Source organism: Rhodococcus sp. A14, assembly GCF_011603105.1.
Taxonomy (GTDB): domain Bacteria; phylum Actinomycetota; class Actinomycetes; order Mycobacteriales; family Mycobacteriaceae; genus Rhodococcus_F; species Rhodococcus_F opacus.
The window spans coordinates 40376-55751 of the sequence record NZ_JAAOQS010000058.1 but is presented as its reverse complement, the minus strand read 5'-3'; the positions used below and the strand labels follow the sequence as shown (position 1 = coordinate 55751).

Genomic DNA, 15376 nt, shown 5'->3' with positions numbered 1-15376 from the left:
CCGGACTGGCCGTCGCGTACGCGGCGGGCAACGCCGCCCGTTCGGCCATCCCACTCCTGCCCGCCGGGCTCGGTGTCATGGACGCCGTGCTCGTCCCCGCACTGACCGCCAGCGGAATGACCGGCGCCGAGGCGGTGTCCGCGATCGTCGTCTACCGCCTGGTCAGCTTCCTGCTCATGGCCACCATCGGCTGGATCGTCTTCGCGGCACGCTTCCGGGGTGCGCAGCAGCAGGGCGAGGAGGGCCCGGACCCCGCACCACTGTGGCGCCGCCGGAAGTAGGAGGTCTCGCGCGGCGAGCGCACGACCGGACCTCGGTGGCATTGCAATGATCCAGCAGTCGTTTCACTGACGGCGCGGACCTAGCCGCTCGAGATATTGCTCGTCTGAGCGAATCGGTTCGACGCAGCCGTCGCACTGGACACGTTCGTGGAGCACCGGGTGACCTACACGATCGGCTCGATCACAGTGTTCAACGCCCTCTCAGACGTGCCGGGTGTCAGCGCGGCCCACTTCCCCTCGGTCAGGACCCTCTCTTGCGGCGGCGCGCCCATCTCACCTTCCACTCGACTTGCGCCGAGTCGACGGACCGAAACAATTGTCGGTTCGGGAGTGGACCTGACCGCACGGGGCGAAAACGACGTACGCGGTGTGGCTGGTCGGGTGACGGGCTGGTGACGTAGGCGATACCCGTGGACGGGTCCACCGTCACATCGAGAGTGGTCCCTTCCCGACACTCACCGTGGGTTTTCCCAACGGGGCGTCGTGGACGGCGGAATCACTCCGTGACTGCCCGCACACCGCCACGGGAGCATCGCGGCCACGGCAATCCAGGCCGCTCGCCTGCGTCGCCGAGGAGCGCCGACCATTCCGTCCACGACCTCTCCCGTCGACTCGGATCACCCGTAGTCGCCATTCTGTCACCACCAGTGGTGCGGAATGCCCGTGTCGGGCCGACCTGAACTCCTACGTCGAAACAAGGTTGACGCTCAAGCCGCCCCTGCTTGGTCGATGCTCATGCCACGGGTTTCACGAGCGCAGAGCATGACGGGTCCGAGGCACACAAGGAAGATCGCGCAGATGAGCCAGAACGGTGCACTCGTCCCCAGCTTCGTCTGGATGAAAGGGATCGACGCGACGACGAGGACTCCGCCGAAGCACCTGCTCGCGGATTCCACGAATCCCGCGGCGGTTCCCCTCGCATGGGTGGGGAATTGCTCGGACGTGAACAGTTTGGTGAAGGGAACCAAACCCGTGCAGAAGAACGCGCTGACAAACCCGCACGCGACAGCGAGAGCGATGTTCTGAGACAGTCCGAGCGCGCTGAATCCGAAGATGGCGCCGACGCTGTAGAGAAGAAAAGTCTTCTTGCGGCCGAGCCTGTCGGCGAACTGTCCCACCGCGATCGCCCCCACTGCGCCGGCAATGATGATTCCGATGGTGGTCACCAACGCTCCCTGGGTTGTCATCCCCATATCCGCGTACATGACCGAGGCGTAGACCAAGAGCACATAGGCGCCCGCGCTTGCACCGGCGCAGATCAGCAGGCACAGCACGAATCTGCCGAGCAACGGTCTGCGAAACAGATCCTTTGTCCCGCTTCCTCGTTCGGCGCCGGACTCGTACTCGGCGCGCACGACGGCGGCGACCTCGGGGTGCACGAGCTCATTCTCGTGGTTGTACCCGGCCTCGCGTTCCAACTGCTCGACCAGTGCCCGCGCCTCGTCTGCGCGACCCTTCAGCAGCAGCCACCGAGGGCTTTCGGGCAGATTCCGATAGATCAGCGGCACCGCGAGGATCGGGAGGCCACCGAGGAGGAACAGGATGCGCCAGGCCAGATCGACCGGAAGGTGACCGACCATGACGAGCGCCGCCGCCTGCGGAACCAGATAGCTCAGTGCGAGCACCGCGGACGCCGCCGCGATCATTCGGGCGCGGGATCGGGTACCGAGCAGTTCGGAGAGCATAAGGTACGGAATGGGAAAGACCGCACCCAATGCGAGTCCACCGAGAACCCGCATCGCCATGATCCACCCCACGTCCGCCGAAACCGCACACAGCGCCGCGAACAGCGAGAACAGCGAAACACCCCAGAGCAGAACGCTTTTACGGCCGTACCGGTCGATGATGCGTCCGGCGAGGGCTGCGCCCACGATGATGCCGCCGGTGGACGCGATCCCGAGCTGGGCGGTTCCCTGAGCCGTCAGGCCCCAGGGCTCCGTGACGAGCAGCAGGATCGGGCCGATGACCCCGGTTTCGAATCCTTCGGCGACCCAGATGACGGTCACGAGAATAGTGGTCAGCAGAGCTGTCCTGGTCATCGGCAGCCGGTCGAGGCGCGACAGCAGGTTGGCAGTCACCATGACATCTGGCGCCGCAGTGGTTTTGTCCATGACGAACCTCCTTGGGTGTATTCGGGGTCGACGAAGTCCGCGACCGGCACCGGTCGAAAGACGCGGACCTGGACGTGGATTCAGAGATGGGTCAGTCGGTGCCGAGGATCATCACCATGTACGCGGACATGACCATTCCTCCGGCCTGTACGAGACAGGTACGCGCATCCGGGACCTGGCGTGCGGCGCATTCGCCGCGCAGCTGACGGACGGCCTCGATCATCAGCTGCATTCCGAACTGACCGGAATGATTGAAGGAGAGCCCTCCACCGGAGGTGTTCAGCGGAAATGTCCCGCCGGGAGCTATTCGCCCGCCACCGACGAATGTGCCTGCACCACCTGGTTCACAGAACCCGAGCCCCTCGAGCGCGACGAGCACGTTGATGGTGAAGGCATCGTAGATCTGGACGACGTCGATGTCGTGCCGATCGACCCGCGCCATTGCCAGTGCGTCGTCGGCGATCTCGCGTAGCACTCCGTTGTCGAGCCAGTCCTCGGTGCCGAGCGGGGTCATGTGATGTCGGTAGGTGTCACCGAAACCCCGAATCGACACCGGCTTCTGCGCCAGATCGGCGGCACGCCCCGCGCTCGTCAGAATCATGGCACCGGCGCCGTCGTTGATCTGGCAGATGTCGAGCTTGCGGAGTGGGTCGGCGATGACCGGTGACGCGAGATAGTCATCCATGGTCAGAGGTTCCCGACGTGCCGCATTCGGATTGAGCTGCGCCCACCGGCGAGCGGCGACGGCCACCTCCCCGAGCTGCTCTGGCATGCAGCCGAACCGGTTCGCGTACAGCTGGGCCAGCATGGCGTAGTACCCGACAGGATTGAGCATTCCGTACGGCGTCGCGAACTGGCCCATCGGTGAGCGCGCGTCCTGGGCGACGCCACCCCGCGCGCGGCTCTTGTCCAGATGCTGTGTGCTGCCGTAGCTGACGAGGGCGACCTCGCACAGGCCTGCCTCGATCGCCGCCATCGCGTGGACCAGGTGGGTGATGTTGGACTGGCCGCCGACCACCGTGTTGTCGACGTACCGCGGGTGAATGTTCAGGTACTCCGCCACGAGCAGTGCGTTCGCGCGGTCGTCCCAGTGCGCGAAGACCCCGTCGATGTCGGCGGGGCCGAGTCCGGCCTCGAGCATCGCCAGGCGGGCGGCCCGGCATTGCAGCGACAGCGCCGTGGCACCGGCAGGCGCCTTGCCCAGACCGGCCTCGCCGACCCCGACGATGGCGTACCGCCCCGCCAGCGCTCTGTTGTCCGCCATCTCTCAGTCCGCCCGCAGGTGTGCGGCGATGATCTTGGCGCGGACGTCCTTCTTGAGGACCTTGCCGACCGCGCTGCGCGGCAACGACTCCCAGAACTCGACCTGTTTCGGCGTCTTCATGCTGCCGAACCGGTTGCGGCACATCTCCATTATGTTCTCGGCGGTCGCCTCGGACTGCGACTTCAGTTCGATCACGGCGGTGAGCCGCTCACCCCAGTCCTCGTCGGGCACACCGACGACAGCACAATCCTGCACGGCGGGATGTGACCAGATCAGTTGCTCGATCTCGCTGGGGTAGATGTTGAAACCGCCGGAGATCACTACGTCTTTCGTCCGGTCGACGACAGAGAGGTATCCGCTCTCGTCGAAGACCCCGATGTCTCCGGTGTGGTGCCAGCCGAAGCGGTGGGCTTCGGCGTTGGCCTCGGGATTGTCGAGGTACCCGGGACAGACCAGCTCACCTCGGACGACGATTTCCCCGCGTTCACCGGCCGGGACGAAGTTGCCGCCCTCGTCCATCAGCGCCACCTCGCAGGCCCCGGTCGGCCGGCCTGCCGACGCGAGGTGTTGTGCACCCGCGGAATCGTCACCGAGGTAATGATCCTGACGAGACAGGCACGTGATCACCCCCGGCGCCTCGGACTGACCGTAGAACTGGACGAAGACCTGACCCCACAGCTTCAGTCCTTCTTCGAGTTTGTCGACGGACATGGGTGCGGCGCCGTAGATGACGTACTCGAGTGAGGAACAATCGCGTGTGTGCACGTCGGGGTGCGCCAGGATCCGGTAGATCATCGTCGGCGGTAGGAACAGGTGTGTGACGCGCTCTCGTTCGATCAGTTCGAGGACCGTCGCGGGATCGGTCGACGGCGCGATCACGTTGCGGGTGCCGAATGCCGACAGCCCCATTGCCGTCGCGCCCGCAGCGTGGGTCAGCGGTGCAACCACCAGGTGCACCGGATCCTTCGCGGGTACGGTGAACTGGTTGGCGATCCGGTAGGCGGCGAGCAGACAGCGGTGGCTCTGCATGATGGCCTTCGGGCGGCCGGTGGTGCCGCCGGACGACTTGATGAGGGCAATGTCGTCGAGGTCTCGTCGGGTGGTGCAGGTCTGTCCGCTGTGCTCTCGCTTCCAGGCCTCGGTGCTGAGCCCGGGCGCGGTGTGCTCGCCGAACGCGATGCAGGCGGTGAGCGTGGGTACTTCGGACCGGATCCGGTCGATGTGGGGGAGGTACTGCTCGTGGTACACCAATGCCGACATCTTCGTGAATCGCATGAACCAGATCAGGTCCTCGATCTGATCGCGGGCGTTGAGGGGGACATAGGTGGCGCCCGCGCGCAGGATGCCGAGCATCGCGACGAAGCCGTCGGGATGGTTGGGGGACAGAATTCCGATCCTGCTGCTGGCCAGCCCTTCCCGGGTCAGTCCGTGCGCAATTGCGTGTGACGCGTCCACGACGTCCCGGTAGCTGAGTCGCAAGGTGTCGGACTGGAGGAACGTTCGGTCCGGGTACCGGGCGGCACCCGCGTCGAAGTAGTCGGTGATCATCGGTTGTCCGCCTCTGTCAGAGTGAATTGGGGAAGGACTGTTTCAGCGCTGATCCGTTCGAAGCGCACTTCGACGCGGGCACCGACGCGGATGCGATCGATCGGGCAGTCCACGATGTTGGTCAGCACGCGCACACCCTCGTCGAGTTCGATGACGGCCACGGCATAGGGAACCTTGTCCGCCATCGACGGATTGGCCGGAACGCGGCAGACCGTGAAGGTGTATATGCTCCCTGCTCCCGCCGACTCCACCCATTCGAGGTTCTCGGAGAGGCAGGCGGTGCAGAAGGCGCGGGGGTAGAACTGGTGACGTCCGCACTGCTCGCAACGTTGCACCACCAGGCGTTCCTGCCGGGCCGCATCCCAGTACCCCGCGGTCTCGGCGGTGGGCCGCGGTTCCGGGCGTACCGGGGTGTCAGCCATTGGCCCGCAGCTCGACTCCGGGGGCCACCAGGCGCACGTTGTGCTTGCTCCGCATCCGTTCGAGTCCGGCCACCAGCTCCACGATCGACTGCTGGACGGAGAAGGTGTCCTCGACCGGGACGAGTGCGTCGATCTTCTGGTCGCCGTACATGTACCGCAGGATCATCTCGTCCGGCGACAGGTGTCCGTACCGCCTGCGCAGTTCCGGCAGGATCGGGTCGAGGTGTGGTGGTGTCTCGGAGATGTCGCGCGACCCGTTGTTCATCACAAGGTCCTTGACGTTGTCGTCGACGGGCAGCGGCAGCGCACCGAAGTATCCGCACACGTACTTCTTCACTTCGTCCGGAACCACGGCGTACCGATCGGGGTTCAGGACGTTCATGACGGCCTGTGCAGCGACGATGGCGGGGAACGGTGTAGCCATGACCGGGGAACCCAATTCCTCACGGACCCGGCCGATCTCCTCGATCACCGCCGGCAGTCTGTCGGCAATTCCCGCGGCCTTCAGCTGTGCCTCGAGATTCGTCATGGCGCCACCGGCGTATTGCGTCTGGTAATTGGCGGGGTCGTACTCCGCGGGGACTCCGACGGGGTAGCCCAGTTGCGCGGCGAGCTTGCCCAGATACTCGCCGACCTCGTCGAGTGATCGGTCGTCGACGTCGACGTCGAACCCCAGGGCACGCAGATCCCGGGCCATCACCTGAGCCGACGGCAACGAGTTGCCGTTGGCCAGCGGATCGACGGCGGTCAGGATTTGATCCGCCCCATACACGGCCGCTTCGAGCGCGACCTGCGGACCCATCCCGGTCAAACAGTGCGTGTTCAACTCCAGCCGGGTGTCGCCGATCGCCGCCCGCAGCGCCGGTACCAGCGTCCGGGTGCGTTCGACGGTCAGGCTGCCGCCCGCGTCGGCAAGAGAAATCGTGTCCACGCCGAACCGGTCGATGACCTCCCGTGCCTGCCGGACGTAGAAGTCGTCGTCGTAGCCCGGTGCGAGGTTGAACACGAGAGCAATCGTGACCTTCGCGCCGAGCCGCTTCGCGATGCGGATCCCGGGTGCCACGTTGTCCCACGAGTGCAGGGAGTCGAGAACCGCGAAGTCACGGATGCCGTTGACGAACATCCGCTCGACGAACAGCTCGTTGATGTCGTCCGGTTGCGGGTAGAAGCCGTGAAGCAGGTTGCTGCGGACGGCCGCACGTAGCGGAGCCGTCGAGATCCGGTCAGCGAGCAGCCGCACCCGTTCGAACGGATCCTGATTCAGGAACAGAACTCCCGCGTCGAAGCCGACCATCGCGATGGCCTCGACGGCACCGAAGCCCGCGTCGGCGATCCTGCTCGCGATGGGCAGCATGTGTTCGGTGCGCATTCGGGTCGCCCACAGGCACTGGTGTGCGTCCCGGAGCGTGCCGTCGGTAAGGGCGATCGTCCGGCGCCGACCCGTCCGGGCGAATTCGGCCTCGACGAGGTGACGAAGGTTGGTGAGCACGGTGATTCACCCTTCCTGTTGCAGATGGATGCGGAGACCGGGCGCGGACACGGTCAGCGTGGCGTAGCGACCGGCCCGCTCGAGCAATCCACGGGTGAGGCTTTCGTAGGGTGTCACTGCTTCGTAGGGCTGCACGTCCACTCTCCGCGGGACGGTCGCGACCGTGACTCCCGCGATCCACGCGAGCAGAACGTCCTCATCGGCCGCGAGATCCGCTTCGGCCGTTGGGGAGTCGAGTTCGGACGTCAGCACCGAGCCGACCCGCGCCTGGAGGTCGACGCGTTGGTCACCGTCCACCGTGCCGTACACGCCCCGCAGCAGCCTCCGCAGAACCGGCCGGAGGGTCTCGTACCTCTGCTCCCCACCGAAGTGGCACATCGCCTGCTCGGCGATCGCCCGGGCGAAGGGGGCCACCATCGGCGGCGAGCCCATCTCGCTCCGCACTGCCGCGCATTCGCCGGCAAACGCGTGCAGGTCGGCCCACCGTCCGCGCTCACGCAGGGCGCTCCGGACGTCGGCCGCCACCTCGCCCGGCAGCTGATGGACGTACGTCGCCAGATCGAATGGCCACGGGGTTGCCGCGGGAAAGCCTTCCTGATCGGCGATCCCGGCGAGGATCGCATCGGCGGACAGCAGAGCGTCGAGGTTGGGCAGACCCTGAACGTCGTCGCGTCGCAGGACGCGGATCAGGGACGGCAGCGACGGAAGGGAGGGCCCGTTGGCGACCGAGGGCAGTGCGGTGTCGATGCCGCGGACGCCGAGCCGGCCGGCCTCGAGGGCGACGACGGTCCCGAGTGCGGTGTGGCACCGAGTGTGGAGGTCGAGGGGAGTGTCACCGAGCGCCGACACCAGTGCCGGGATGAGGGCGTGCGCCCGGTCCGGTGTCAGGACTCCGCTCTCGTCTCGCAGCATGACCCGGTCGGCGCCGGCAGCGACGAGCGATGCCGCGCGCTCCGCATAGGTTTCGTCGGACAGGCCGTCGTCGGCTGTATAGGGAAGCGCGGCAATGGCGGTCAGTCCCGCCGTGGTGGCAGATTCCAGAGCGGTCTTGAGGCGGACCAGGTCCAGCAGCGGATCCAGCAGGACCACCTGCCGCAGGCCCGCTGCTGCCAGTGCCGTCAGCCAGCCGTCGATCGCCGTGGGTCCGAGGACGTCGGCACCCGGCCGCCCATGCCCGGTCAGCAGGTTGACGGTGGCCCGCAACGGAACGGGGCCGCAGTGCCGATGGGCGAGTTCCACCCGCTGCAGCGGGTGTTCGTCGCGGGCCAGGCATTCGTCGAGCACCGCCGGGCTCAGCACCTCGACCGCAGCGAGGCCGCTGGACGACAGCGCGGCGGCGGGGGCGAGGAGCATCCGATTGTCCAGTGCACCCGCCCATACCGCGGCCTGGCCGTCGGTCAGGCTGGTGTCGGTGAAGGTGATCTGATGGTTGCTCATGCCGATGCTCCCGCCTCGGTGAGGGACTGGCGAAGGAAGGTGTCCTCGACCCATCTGGTGGTGACCGCTCCCGCGGCGAAGTCGGGGTGAGCGAGCACCGAGTGGTGGAACGGCGCGGTGGTCGTCGGACCGTCAACCGTCAACTCGGACAATGCAGTACTCATCTTCTCGATCGCCTCGGCTCGGGTGGGGGCGTGCACGATAATCTTCGCGAGAAGTGAGTCGTAGTACGGCGAGACCGTATATCCCGAGTAACAGTGCGTATCGACGCGAACGCCCGGCCCGCTCGGTGGTCCCCACTCCTCGACCAACCCCGGACTGGGGAAGAAGCCGCGATCGGGGTCTTCGGCGTTGATGCGGCACTCGATCGCATGCCCGTCCAGGACCACCTCGTCCTGCGTGAAGGACAACGGCAGCCCGGATGCGATACGAATCTGCTCGGCCACCAGATCGCGCCCGCTGATCATTTCGGTGACGGGATGCTCGACCTGGATGCGGGTGTTCATTTCCAGGAAGTAGTAGCTGTTGTCGCGGTCGTCGACCACGAACTCGACGGTGCCCGCACCGACGTAGTCCACGTTCCGGGCGAGGCGGACTGCGCTCTCGCCCATCGCTTCCCGTTCGCTCTCCCCGAGTACAGGCGAGGGTGCCTCCTCGATCAGCTTCTGATGCCGCCGCTGCGTCGAACACTCTCGCTCACCGAGGTGTACGACGTTGCCGAACTGATCGCCGATGACCTGGATCTCGATGTGCCGTGCGCGTTCGATGAACTTCTCGACGTACAGGGTGGGATCACCGAACGCCGATTGGGCCTCCGACGACGCGGACCTGAACAGTTCCGGGAGTTCCGCCGCCGACCCCACGACCCGCATGCCGCGGCCCCCGCCGCCCGCGGTCGCCTTGATCAGCACCGGAAACCCGATCTCCGTGGCAATCGCCAGAGCCTCGTTCGGATCGGACACTGCCCCCGAGCCGGGCACGCAGGGAACCCCGGCCTCCGATGCCAGGCCCACCGCCGTGATCTTGTCGCCCATGCTGTCGATCGACTCCGGTGTCGGGCCGATGAAGATCAGGCCGGCGTCACCGCAGGCACGGGCGAACGACGCTCGTTCGGACAGGAACCCGTAGCCGGGATGGACCGCGTCACAACGGGTCCGCTTCGCCGCCCGGATCAGCAGGTCCGCGCGAAGGTAGCTGTGGGCCGGCTGCGGCGGGCCGAGGACGACGACCTCGTCGGCCATCCGCGCGGCCAGGCTGTCGACATCCGCGTCGGAGACCCCGACCACGGTCTCGATGCCGAGCCGACGGCACGCCTGGATGATACGGACCGCGATCTCGCCGCGATTGGCGACGAACACTCTCCGGATGTCGTGCCGCACGACTGGGATGTCGCCGGTCATGCTCCGGCCTCCGCCTCGGTGGGATCGACGATCATCAGGATCTGCTCGTGCTCGACTGCCTGACCGTGCTCGACGAGGATCGAATGAACCCGGCCCGCTGCCGGCGCCGCGACCGAGTTGAACATTTTCATCACCTCGATCAGGCAGAGTGTCGCGGATGCCTCGATCTGCTGACCCTCTTCCACGAACGGCGGCTGAGTCGGTGCCGGTGTGCGGAAGAACGTGCCCGGCATGGGTGCCCGGATGGCGATCATCCGATCCGGGACTTCGGCGAGTGCCGGGCTGCTCACGGCGACCGGGGTAGCGGCCGGTGCGTGCGGCGGCGTCACGGCTGGCGCCGGGGCCGGGGCCGGGGCCGCGGTGGCGGTGGCGGTCGTCGGTGCGAGGGCTTCGACGGGCAGTGCACTCATCGACGCGGCCCCCGGCTTACGCGCCTGCAGTACGACGTCGCCGATCCGGAGGTCCAGCGAATCGAGATACTCTGCGGTGTCGAGTAGTTCAAGGATGCGTCGGACGTCTGCGTGTTGGAGATTCATGGTCTGCTCCTCGTAAGTGGCGTTCGCGATGAGGTGTCGGTCAGGCCCGCATGGTGCGTGCGGTCGTGCCGAGCTGTGCGGGCAGGATTCGGTAGGCCTGACGTACCCATTCGCACAGCATCGGACGGGTGTCGCGGGGGTCGATGACGTCCTGGATTCCGAACCTTTCCGCAGTTCGGAACGGGTTCTCCACGGGTTGGAACCGCGCGTAGAGTTCGGCACGGAGCGCGTCCGGGTCATCACTTTCGGCCAGGGTGCGCCGGTAGGCGGCCTCGACGCCGCCCTCGATGGGGATCGATCCCCAGTGCGCCGTCGGCCAGGCGAGGCGCCGGTTGATGCTGCCACCACCTATCGGCCCGTAGGCGGCGCCTGCCAGCCCGTAGGCCCGACGCACGAACAGCGAGAGCCAGGGGACGCGAGCCTGCTCGAGGGCCATGGCCGTCCTGATGCCCTTGCGGAGGGTGCCCTTCTGCTCGGCGTCGCGGCCGACAAACGTCCCGGGCTGGTCGATCAGGTTCACCACCGGCAGGTGGAACGTGTCGGCCATGTCGACGAACCTGGTGATCTTCTCCGCGGAATCGACGGTCAACGATCCGCCGAGCCACATGGGATCGTTCGCGAGGACCGCCACGGTGTGACCGTCGAGACGGGCGAGCATCGTGATCTGAGACTGTCCGAAATACCGTCCGATCTCGAACAGGCTGCCGTCGTCGAAGACCGAGGCCAGCAACTTGCGCATGTCGTACGAATACTGCTTGATTTCCGGGATCGTCGTGGACAGGGCCTCGTCACGACGATCCACCGGATCGGCGCAGGCCCTCACCGGAGGGAGCTCGTGAACGCTCGACGGAAGGTACGACAGGAATCGGACGACGTCGTCGAGTGCCTCGAATTCGTCGGCCGCCTCGTTGTCGACGACACCCGATGCACGCGCATGCACACCCGCGCCGCCGAGCTCGGCGTTGGTGACGTCTTCGCCCACCGCCTTCTTCACGACTGCCGGTCCACCCGCGAACAGGTAGGAACCCTCGGCGGTCATGATCGACAGGTGACTCGCGCACACCCGGACCGCGCCGAGGCCTGCGGCCGCGCCGAGCGCGACGCCGACGACGGGAACTGTGGCCAGCAACTCCACCATCGGCCAGTGCGGGTATCCCGGAATCTTGGTGGCGGACATCTGCTCGAGGAGGTTGACGCTACCGCCGGCGGTCTCGACCAGCCGGATCACCGGCCACCGGTACGTCAATGCCAAACGCTCTACGTACTGCCATTTTTCGGGGTTGGTCGCTTCCGACGATCCCCCTCGGACGGTGAAGTCCTCGGCGACGACGATGACGTCCCGACCGTCGATCTCCGCCTGCCCGCACACGACATTCGACGGTTCGACCGAGATCAGCTGCCCGCGTTCGTCGTAGCGGGCCGATCCGGTCATCATGCCGATCTCGCGCCACGATCCTTCGTCGACGAGCCGTTCGATGCGTTCGCGCGCCGTCAGTCGGCCGCGCGCGTGTTGGCGCTCGATCTTGTCCGGGCCGCCCATCGCCAGAGCGAACTCACGGCGCTTGGCGATCTCCGCTTCGAACCACGGCCGGCCGGTGCTGTCCGCTGCGCTGGTGCCGACGGTCAGGACCGGGGCCGCCGCTCCGGATTCGATCTGGGTCATGACGAGATTTCCTTCTGTCTGGGATGGCGGTCAGCGAAGCGCAGCGGCCGGCAGTACGTCCGCGAGGTGGGCGCGCACGTGGTGGGTGGAGCGGGCCACGAGGACGCCTGCATCGGCGAGCGCTGCACACTTTTCCTGCACGGTGGCTCCGTCGGCGCTGCGCGGCGCGTGCCCGAACGGCAGCGTCGTCGGGAGGGAATCTGCGGCACGCCCGGCCACCATCGCGATGACCGGCACGTCGATTCGTCCGTCTGCCACCGCGACTGCCAGGTCGATTTCCTGGCCGCCGGACGGTTCGCCGAACACCACCACAGCGCGGGTGTTCGGGTCACTCGCGGCGAGTTCGACGCCTTCGGTGAGGGTCGTTCCGACCGCGGGCGTGCCGCCGATGGACATCTGCACGCTGGTTCCCCATCCCCAGTTGCGCATCAGCATCGCCAGTTCGGAGGCCATGCCGCCGCTGCGGGAGACGATGCCCACCGAGCCGGGCGCGAATCGCTGCCACGGTTCGTTACCGCCGGGGCAGCCGATTCGGCCCACGCCGGGGACGACGACACCTTGGGAGTTCGGGCCGATGACGTGGCAGTGGTGCTCTCGCGCGACCGCGAGTGCCCGGAGCCAGCGATGCTGAGGGATGTTCTCCGAGCTGACCACGATCAGTTCGATGCCCGCCTGTGCGGCCTCGGCTACCGCATCGGCGGCGGCGTGCGGCGGCGCGTAGCTCATCGCGACCCGGGAGTCTGTCGCCGCCACGGCCTCGGCGACGGTGTCGAAGACCGGCACGCCGAGCACCGCGGAACCCCCCTTGCCGGGGGTGACACCGGCGGCCACGTCGACACCGGAATCGAGCATCCACCGCGTTTCCAGCTGCCCCTGCCTGCCCGTGATGCCCTGCACGAGAAGACCTGAACGGGCTTCGAGAAGCTCACGAATCATCGGACGAGTCCTTCCAGTTCCTGCGGCGACTGCTCCATCGCGGTCAGCAGTAGGTCGCATGCGTCTTCGAGTGAGGCCGCGCGATCCAGGACTAGAGCCCCGGGCAGACGCCGACGGAGGACGGCGTGCGCCTCCGCTTCGTGTGGGCCGGCCAGCCGGACGACGGTCGGCACCCGTGTGGAGTCGAATCCGGCCCGATCCGCGGCAGCAGCGAACTCGACCGCCACGTCGCGGGCATCGGCGAGACTCAGCACGGCGCCGCCGAACAGCACCCCGCGAAGCCCGGGGACGGAGAGCGCCGAACTGAACAGTGTCTGCAGCTTCGCGCTACCGGCACCCGGCGACGCGTCGAGGTAGCAGGCGGGACGGATACCGAGGTCGGTCAGGTAGTCCAGGGCGAGAAGCCCCGCACCGCCGCCGGTGATCATGCAGGCGACGTCGCCGTCCAACTCGAAGAACTTGATGCCCGCCCTATTCGGTTCGGCGGCGTCGGCCTCGCGGACTGCCAGTTCGCGTGGGGTGGGTGCGCGGTCCACGACGGGGTCGGCATCCACCAGTGCCGACGGGCGGAGTGCCTGTGCGTCGGGATGACCGTGGGGGTCGAATTCGACCGCCACACCGACGGCGACCAGTCGCTGACCGTCCCAGCGGAACGGGTTGACCTCGACGAGGACGGCCTCCGCACTGCAGAAGGCGGTCCAGAGAACCTGCAGCGCATCACCGATCGCACTGCGCAACCGAGGGTCCGACACGGCGGCCCGGTCGAACAGGTCGGCGACCGCGTGGTCGTCGGGGCCTTCCGCCAGGCCGACCGTCACGGCAGCCGCCTGGTGCGCATCGAATCCGACTCCACCGGTGGCGGCGGCGCGCACGACAGCACCACGAGTCGTCTCGTCCAGGGCGATGGAGAGGTAGCACTCCTCGCCCTCGACGAATTCCTCCACCACCGCGGGCGCACCGCTCCGAAGAGTAGCGGTGACGGCGGAGGACAGCTCGTCCCGGGACCTGCAGATGTGCACGAGGCCGGCGAGGCCCTTGCCGCTGCCGGCGATGTCCGGCTTCACGACCCACTGCGGGCCGAACGCCGGCCCGTCCGGCAGAAGTTCGTGCTCATGCGTCACGACGACCAACTCGGGCGTCGCAAGGCCGACCCTGCGCAGCCATGGCATTGCGGCGCTCTCAGTGGCGCGGGGCATCGCGTCTCCTTCGTTTGGGGCCCTCCCCGGGCCTCTCGATTCGTTTCCCAGTGTGATCCGGGTAACTGATTCACGGAAGTGAGCGCAAGCAACCGGGGCGATTGCCATCATCGATCACTCGGGTCTAGGGTCGCGGCATGAGGTCGGAGCAGATGCGCTATCTGGAGGCCGCGATCCGCCTCGGTTCGCTGCGCAAGGCCGCTCAGGAGGTGGGCATCGGGCAGCCGACTCTCAGCCAGCAGATCCGGCGCCTCGAGGAGGACCTCAATGTCGTCCTCTTGATCCGTCGCGCCAACGGGGTTCTACCCAGCGCGGAGGCCCGGATTCTGCTACCGCACATTCGACAGGTGTTGCAGGCCGATCGCGCGCTCCGCGAGGAGGCGGCGCTGATCAACGGACTGCGCAGCGGCAGCGTGCGCCTGGGTGCCGTCACGACGGCCAGCCAGATACTGCTACCGAGAGTGGTTCCGCTCTACCGGAACTCGTTCCCCAACGTGCGCTTCTCGGTGTGGGAATCGGGCTCCCAGGGTGTGCGCGACAGCGTGACGAACGGCGAACTCGACCTCGGACTCGTCGTGAGGGCCAACGACCCGGCCTCCGACGCAAGCCTCACCGCAACCGACCTGATCTCCGACGAGGTCGTGCTGTGCGTGTCCCGGCGACATCCTCTGGCCGGCAAGTCGACAGTGGGAATTCAGGACCTCGCAGGCCAGTCCTGGGTGGTGTCTGCGCACGGTTTCGCCCTGCGTGAGTTGGTGGACACCGCGTTCGCACCGCCGGCCCAGGACATCGTCTACGAGACGACGAACCCGCACACGAGCCTGCTCATGGTCGCGGCGCGCGTAGGTATCGCCATGCTTCCCCGGCACACGCTCCGCGACCACTGCGCCGACGAAGTGGTCACTCCTGCAACGGATTGGGATCCGCCTCAGCTGACCGTCTGCATGATCAGGCGGGCGGACACTCAGCCGGCACCGGCCGTGCGCAAGCTCATCCAGGCTTTACGCGAGGTCAGCGCGGACTGGTCACGCGACCACCTGATCACCAGGTAACTGATCGCGCCATCGCCAGGGGATCATGCAGTCGCTTCTCG

General features: G+C 67.0%; 13 protein-coding genes and 1 pseudogene. 3 read left to right on the top strand and 11 right to left on the bottom strand.

What is annotated here, in order from left to right; genetic code table 11:
- Nucleotides 1-281 (top strand): lysylphosphatidylglycerol synthase domain-containing protein (locus G9373_RS26575; RefSeq protein ID WP_206032648.1); only part of this gene is annotated, 281 nt, incomplete at its 5' end.
- Nucleotides 282-377: 96 nt separating this feature from the next.
- A pseudogene (locus G9373_RS46690) lies at nucleotides 378-566 on the top strand (long-chain fatty acid--CoA ligase); the annotation flags it as partial.
- Nucleotides 567-988: 422 nt separating this feature from the next.
- On the opposite strand, the gene G9373_RS26565 reads toward G9373_RS46690, so the two are convergent.
- The 11 genes from G9373_RS26565 to G9373_RS26515 all read right to left on the bottom strand — a co-directional run bounded on the left by G9373_RS26565 (nucleotide 989) and on the right by G9373_RS26515 (nucleotide 14283).
- Entirely contained in the window at nucleotides 989-2392 is a 1404-nt protein-coding gene (locus tag G9373_RS26565; protein WP_240960737.1) for an MFS transporter, read from the bottom strand.
- Between the two features lie 91 nt (nucleotides 2393-2483).
- A complete protein-coding gene (locus tag G9373_RS26560) occupies nucleotides 2484-3656 on the bottom strand; it encodes a thiolase (RefSeq protein WP_167117547.1) in 1173 nt (390 codons plus the stop codon).
- Nucleotides 3657-3659: 3 nt separating this feature from the next.
- Complete coding sequence (locus tag G9373_RS26555; protein ID WP_167117544.1) at nucleotides 3660-5204, bottom strand: AMP-binding protein; 1545 nt, start codon at nucleotides 5202-5204, stop codon at nucleotides 3660-3662.
- Entirely contained in the window at nucleotides 5201-5626 is a 426-nt protein-coding gene (locus G9373_RS26550) for a Zn-ribbon domain-containing OB-fold protein (RefSeq protein ID WP_133985662.1), read from the bottom strand. The genes G9373_RS26555 and G9373_RS26550 overlap by 4 nt, the downstream gene beginning before the upstream one ends.
- Nucleotides 5619-7115: a pyruvate carboxylase gene (locus G9373_RS48255; protein WP_167117541.1), complete on the bottom strand. Its 1497-nt coding sequence runs from the start codon at nucleotides 7113-7115 to the stop codon at nucleotides 5619-5621. The genes G9373_RS26550 and G9373_RS48255 overlap by 8 nt, the downstream gene beginning before the upstream one ends.
- A 6-nt stretch (nucleotides 7116-7121) precedes the next feature.
- Nucleotides 7122-8552, bottom strand: coding sequence for a hypothetical protein (locus tag G9373_RS26540; RefSeq protein WP_167117538.1), 1431 nt, complete (start codon nucleotides 8550-8552; stop codon nucleotides 7122-7124).
- A complete protein-coding gene (accC, locus tag G9373_RS26535) occupies nucleotides 8549-9952 on the bottom strand; it encodes an acetyl-CoA carboxylase biotin carboxylase subunit (protein ID WP_167117535.1) in 1404 nt (467 codons plus the stop codon). Before accC ends, G9373_RS26540 begins: the two co-directional genes overlap by 4 nt.
- Nucleotides 9949-10488, bottom strand: a complete 540-nt coding sequence (locus tag G9373_RS26530; RefSeq protein ID WP_133985666.1) for a biotin/lipoyl-containing protein — start codon at nucleotides 10486-10488, stop codon at nucleotides 9949-9951. The genes accC and G9373_RS26530 overlap by 4 nt, the downstream gene beginning before the upstream one ends.
- A gap of 40 nt (nucleotides 10489-10528) precedes the next feature.
- Complete coding sequence (locus tag G9373_RS26525) at nucleotides 10529-12151, bottom strand: carboxyl transferase domain-containing protein (RefSeq protein WP_167117532.1); 1623 nt, start codon at nucleotides 12149-12151, stop codon at nucleotides 10529-10531.
- A 30-nt stretch (nucleotides 12152-12181) separates the two neighbouring features.
- A complete protein-coding gene (locus G9373_RS26520; protein ID WP_166680650.1) occupies nucleotides 12182-13087 on the bottom strand; it encodes a CoA-binding protein in 906 nt (301 codons plus the stop codon).
- Nucleotides 13084-14283: an ATP-grasp domain-containing protein gene (locus G9373_RS26515; protein WP_167117529.1), complete on the bottom strand. Its 1200-nt coding sequence runs from the start codon at nucleotides 14281-14283 to the stop codon at nucleotides 13084-13086. The genes G9373_RS26520 and G9373_RS26515 overlap by 4 nt, the downstream gene beginning before the upstream one ends.
- Before the next feature lie 137 nt (nucleotides 14284-14420).
- Between G9373_RS26515 and G9373_RS26510 the strand changes: the two genes are divergently transcribed.
- Complete coding sequence (locus tag G9373_RS26510; RefSeq protein ID WP_240960736.1) at nucleotides 14421-15335, top strand: LysR family transcriptional regulator; 915 nt, start codon at nucleotides 14421-14423, stop codon at nucleotides 15333-15335.
- Nucleotides 15336-15376 lie beyond the last annotated feature (41 nt).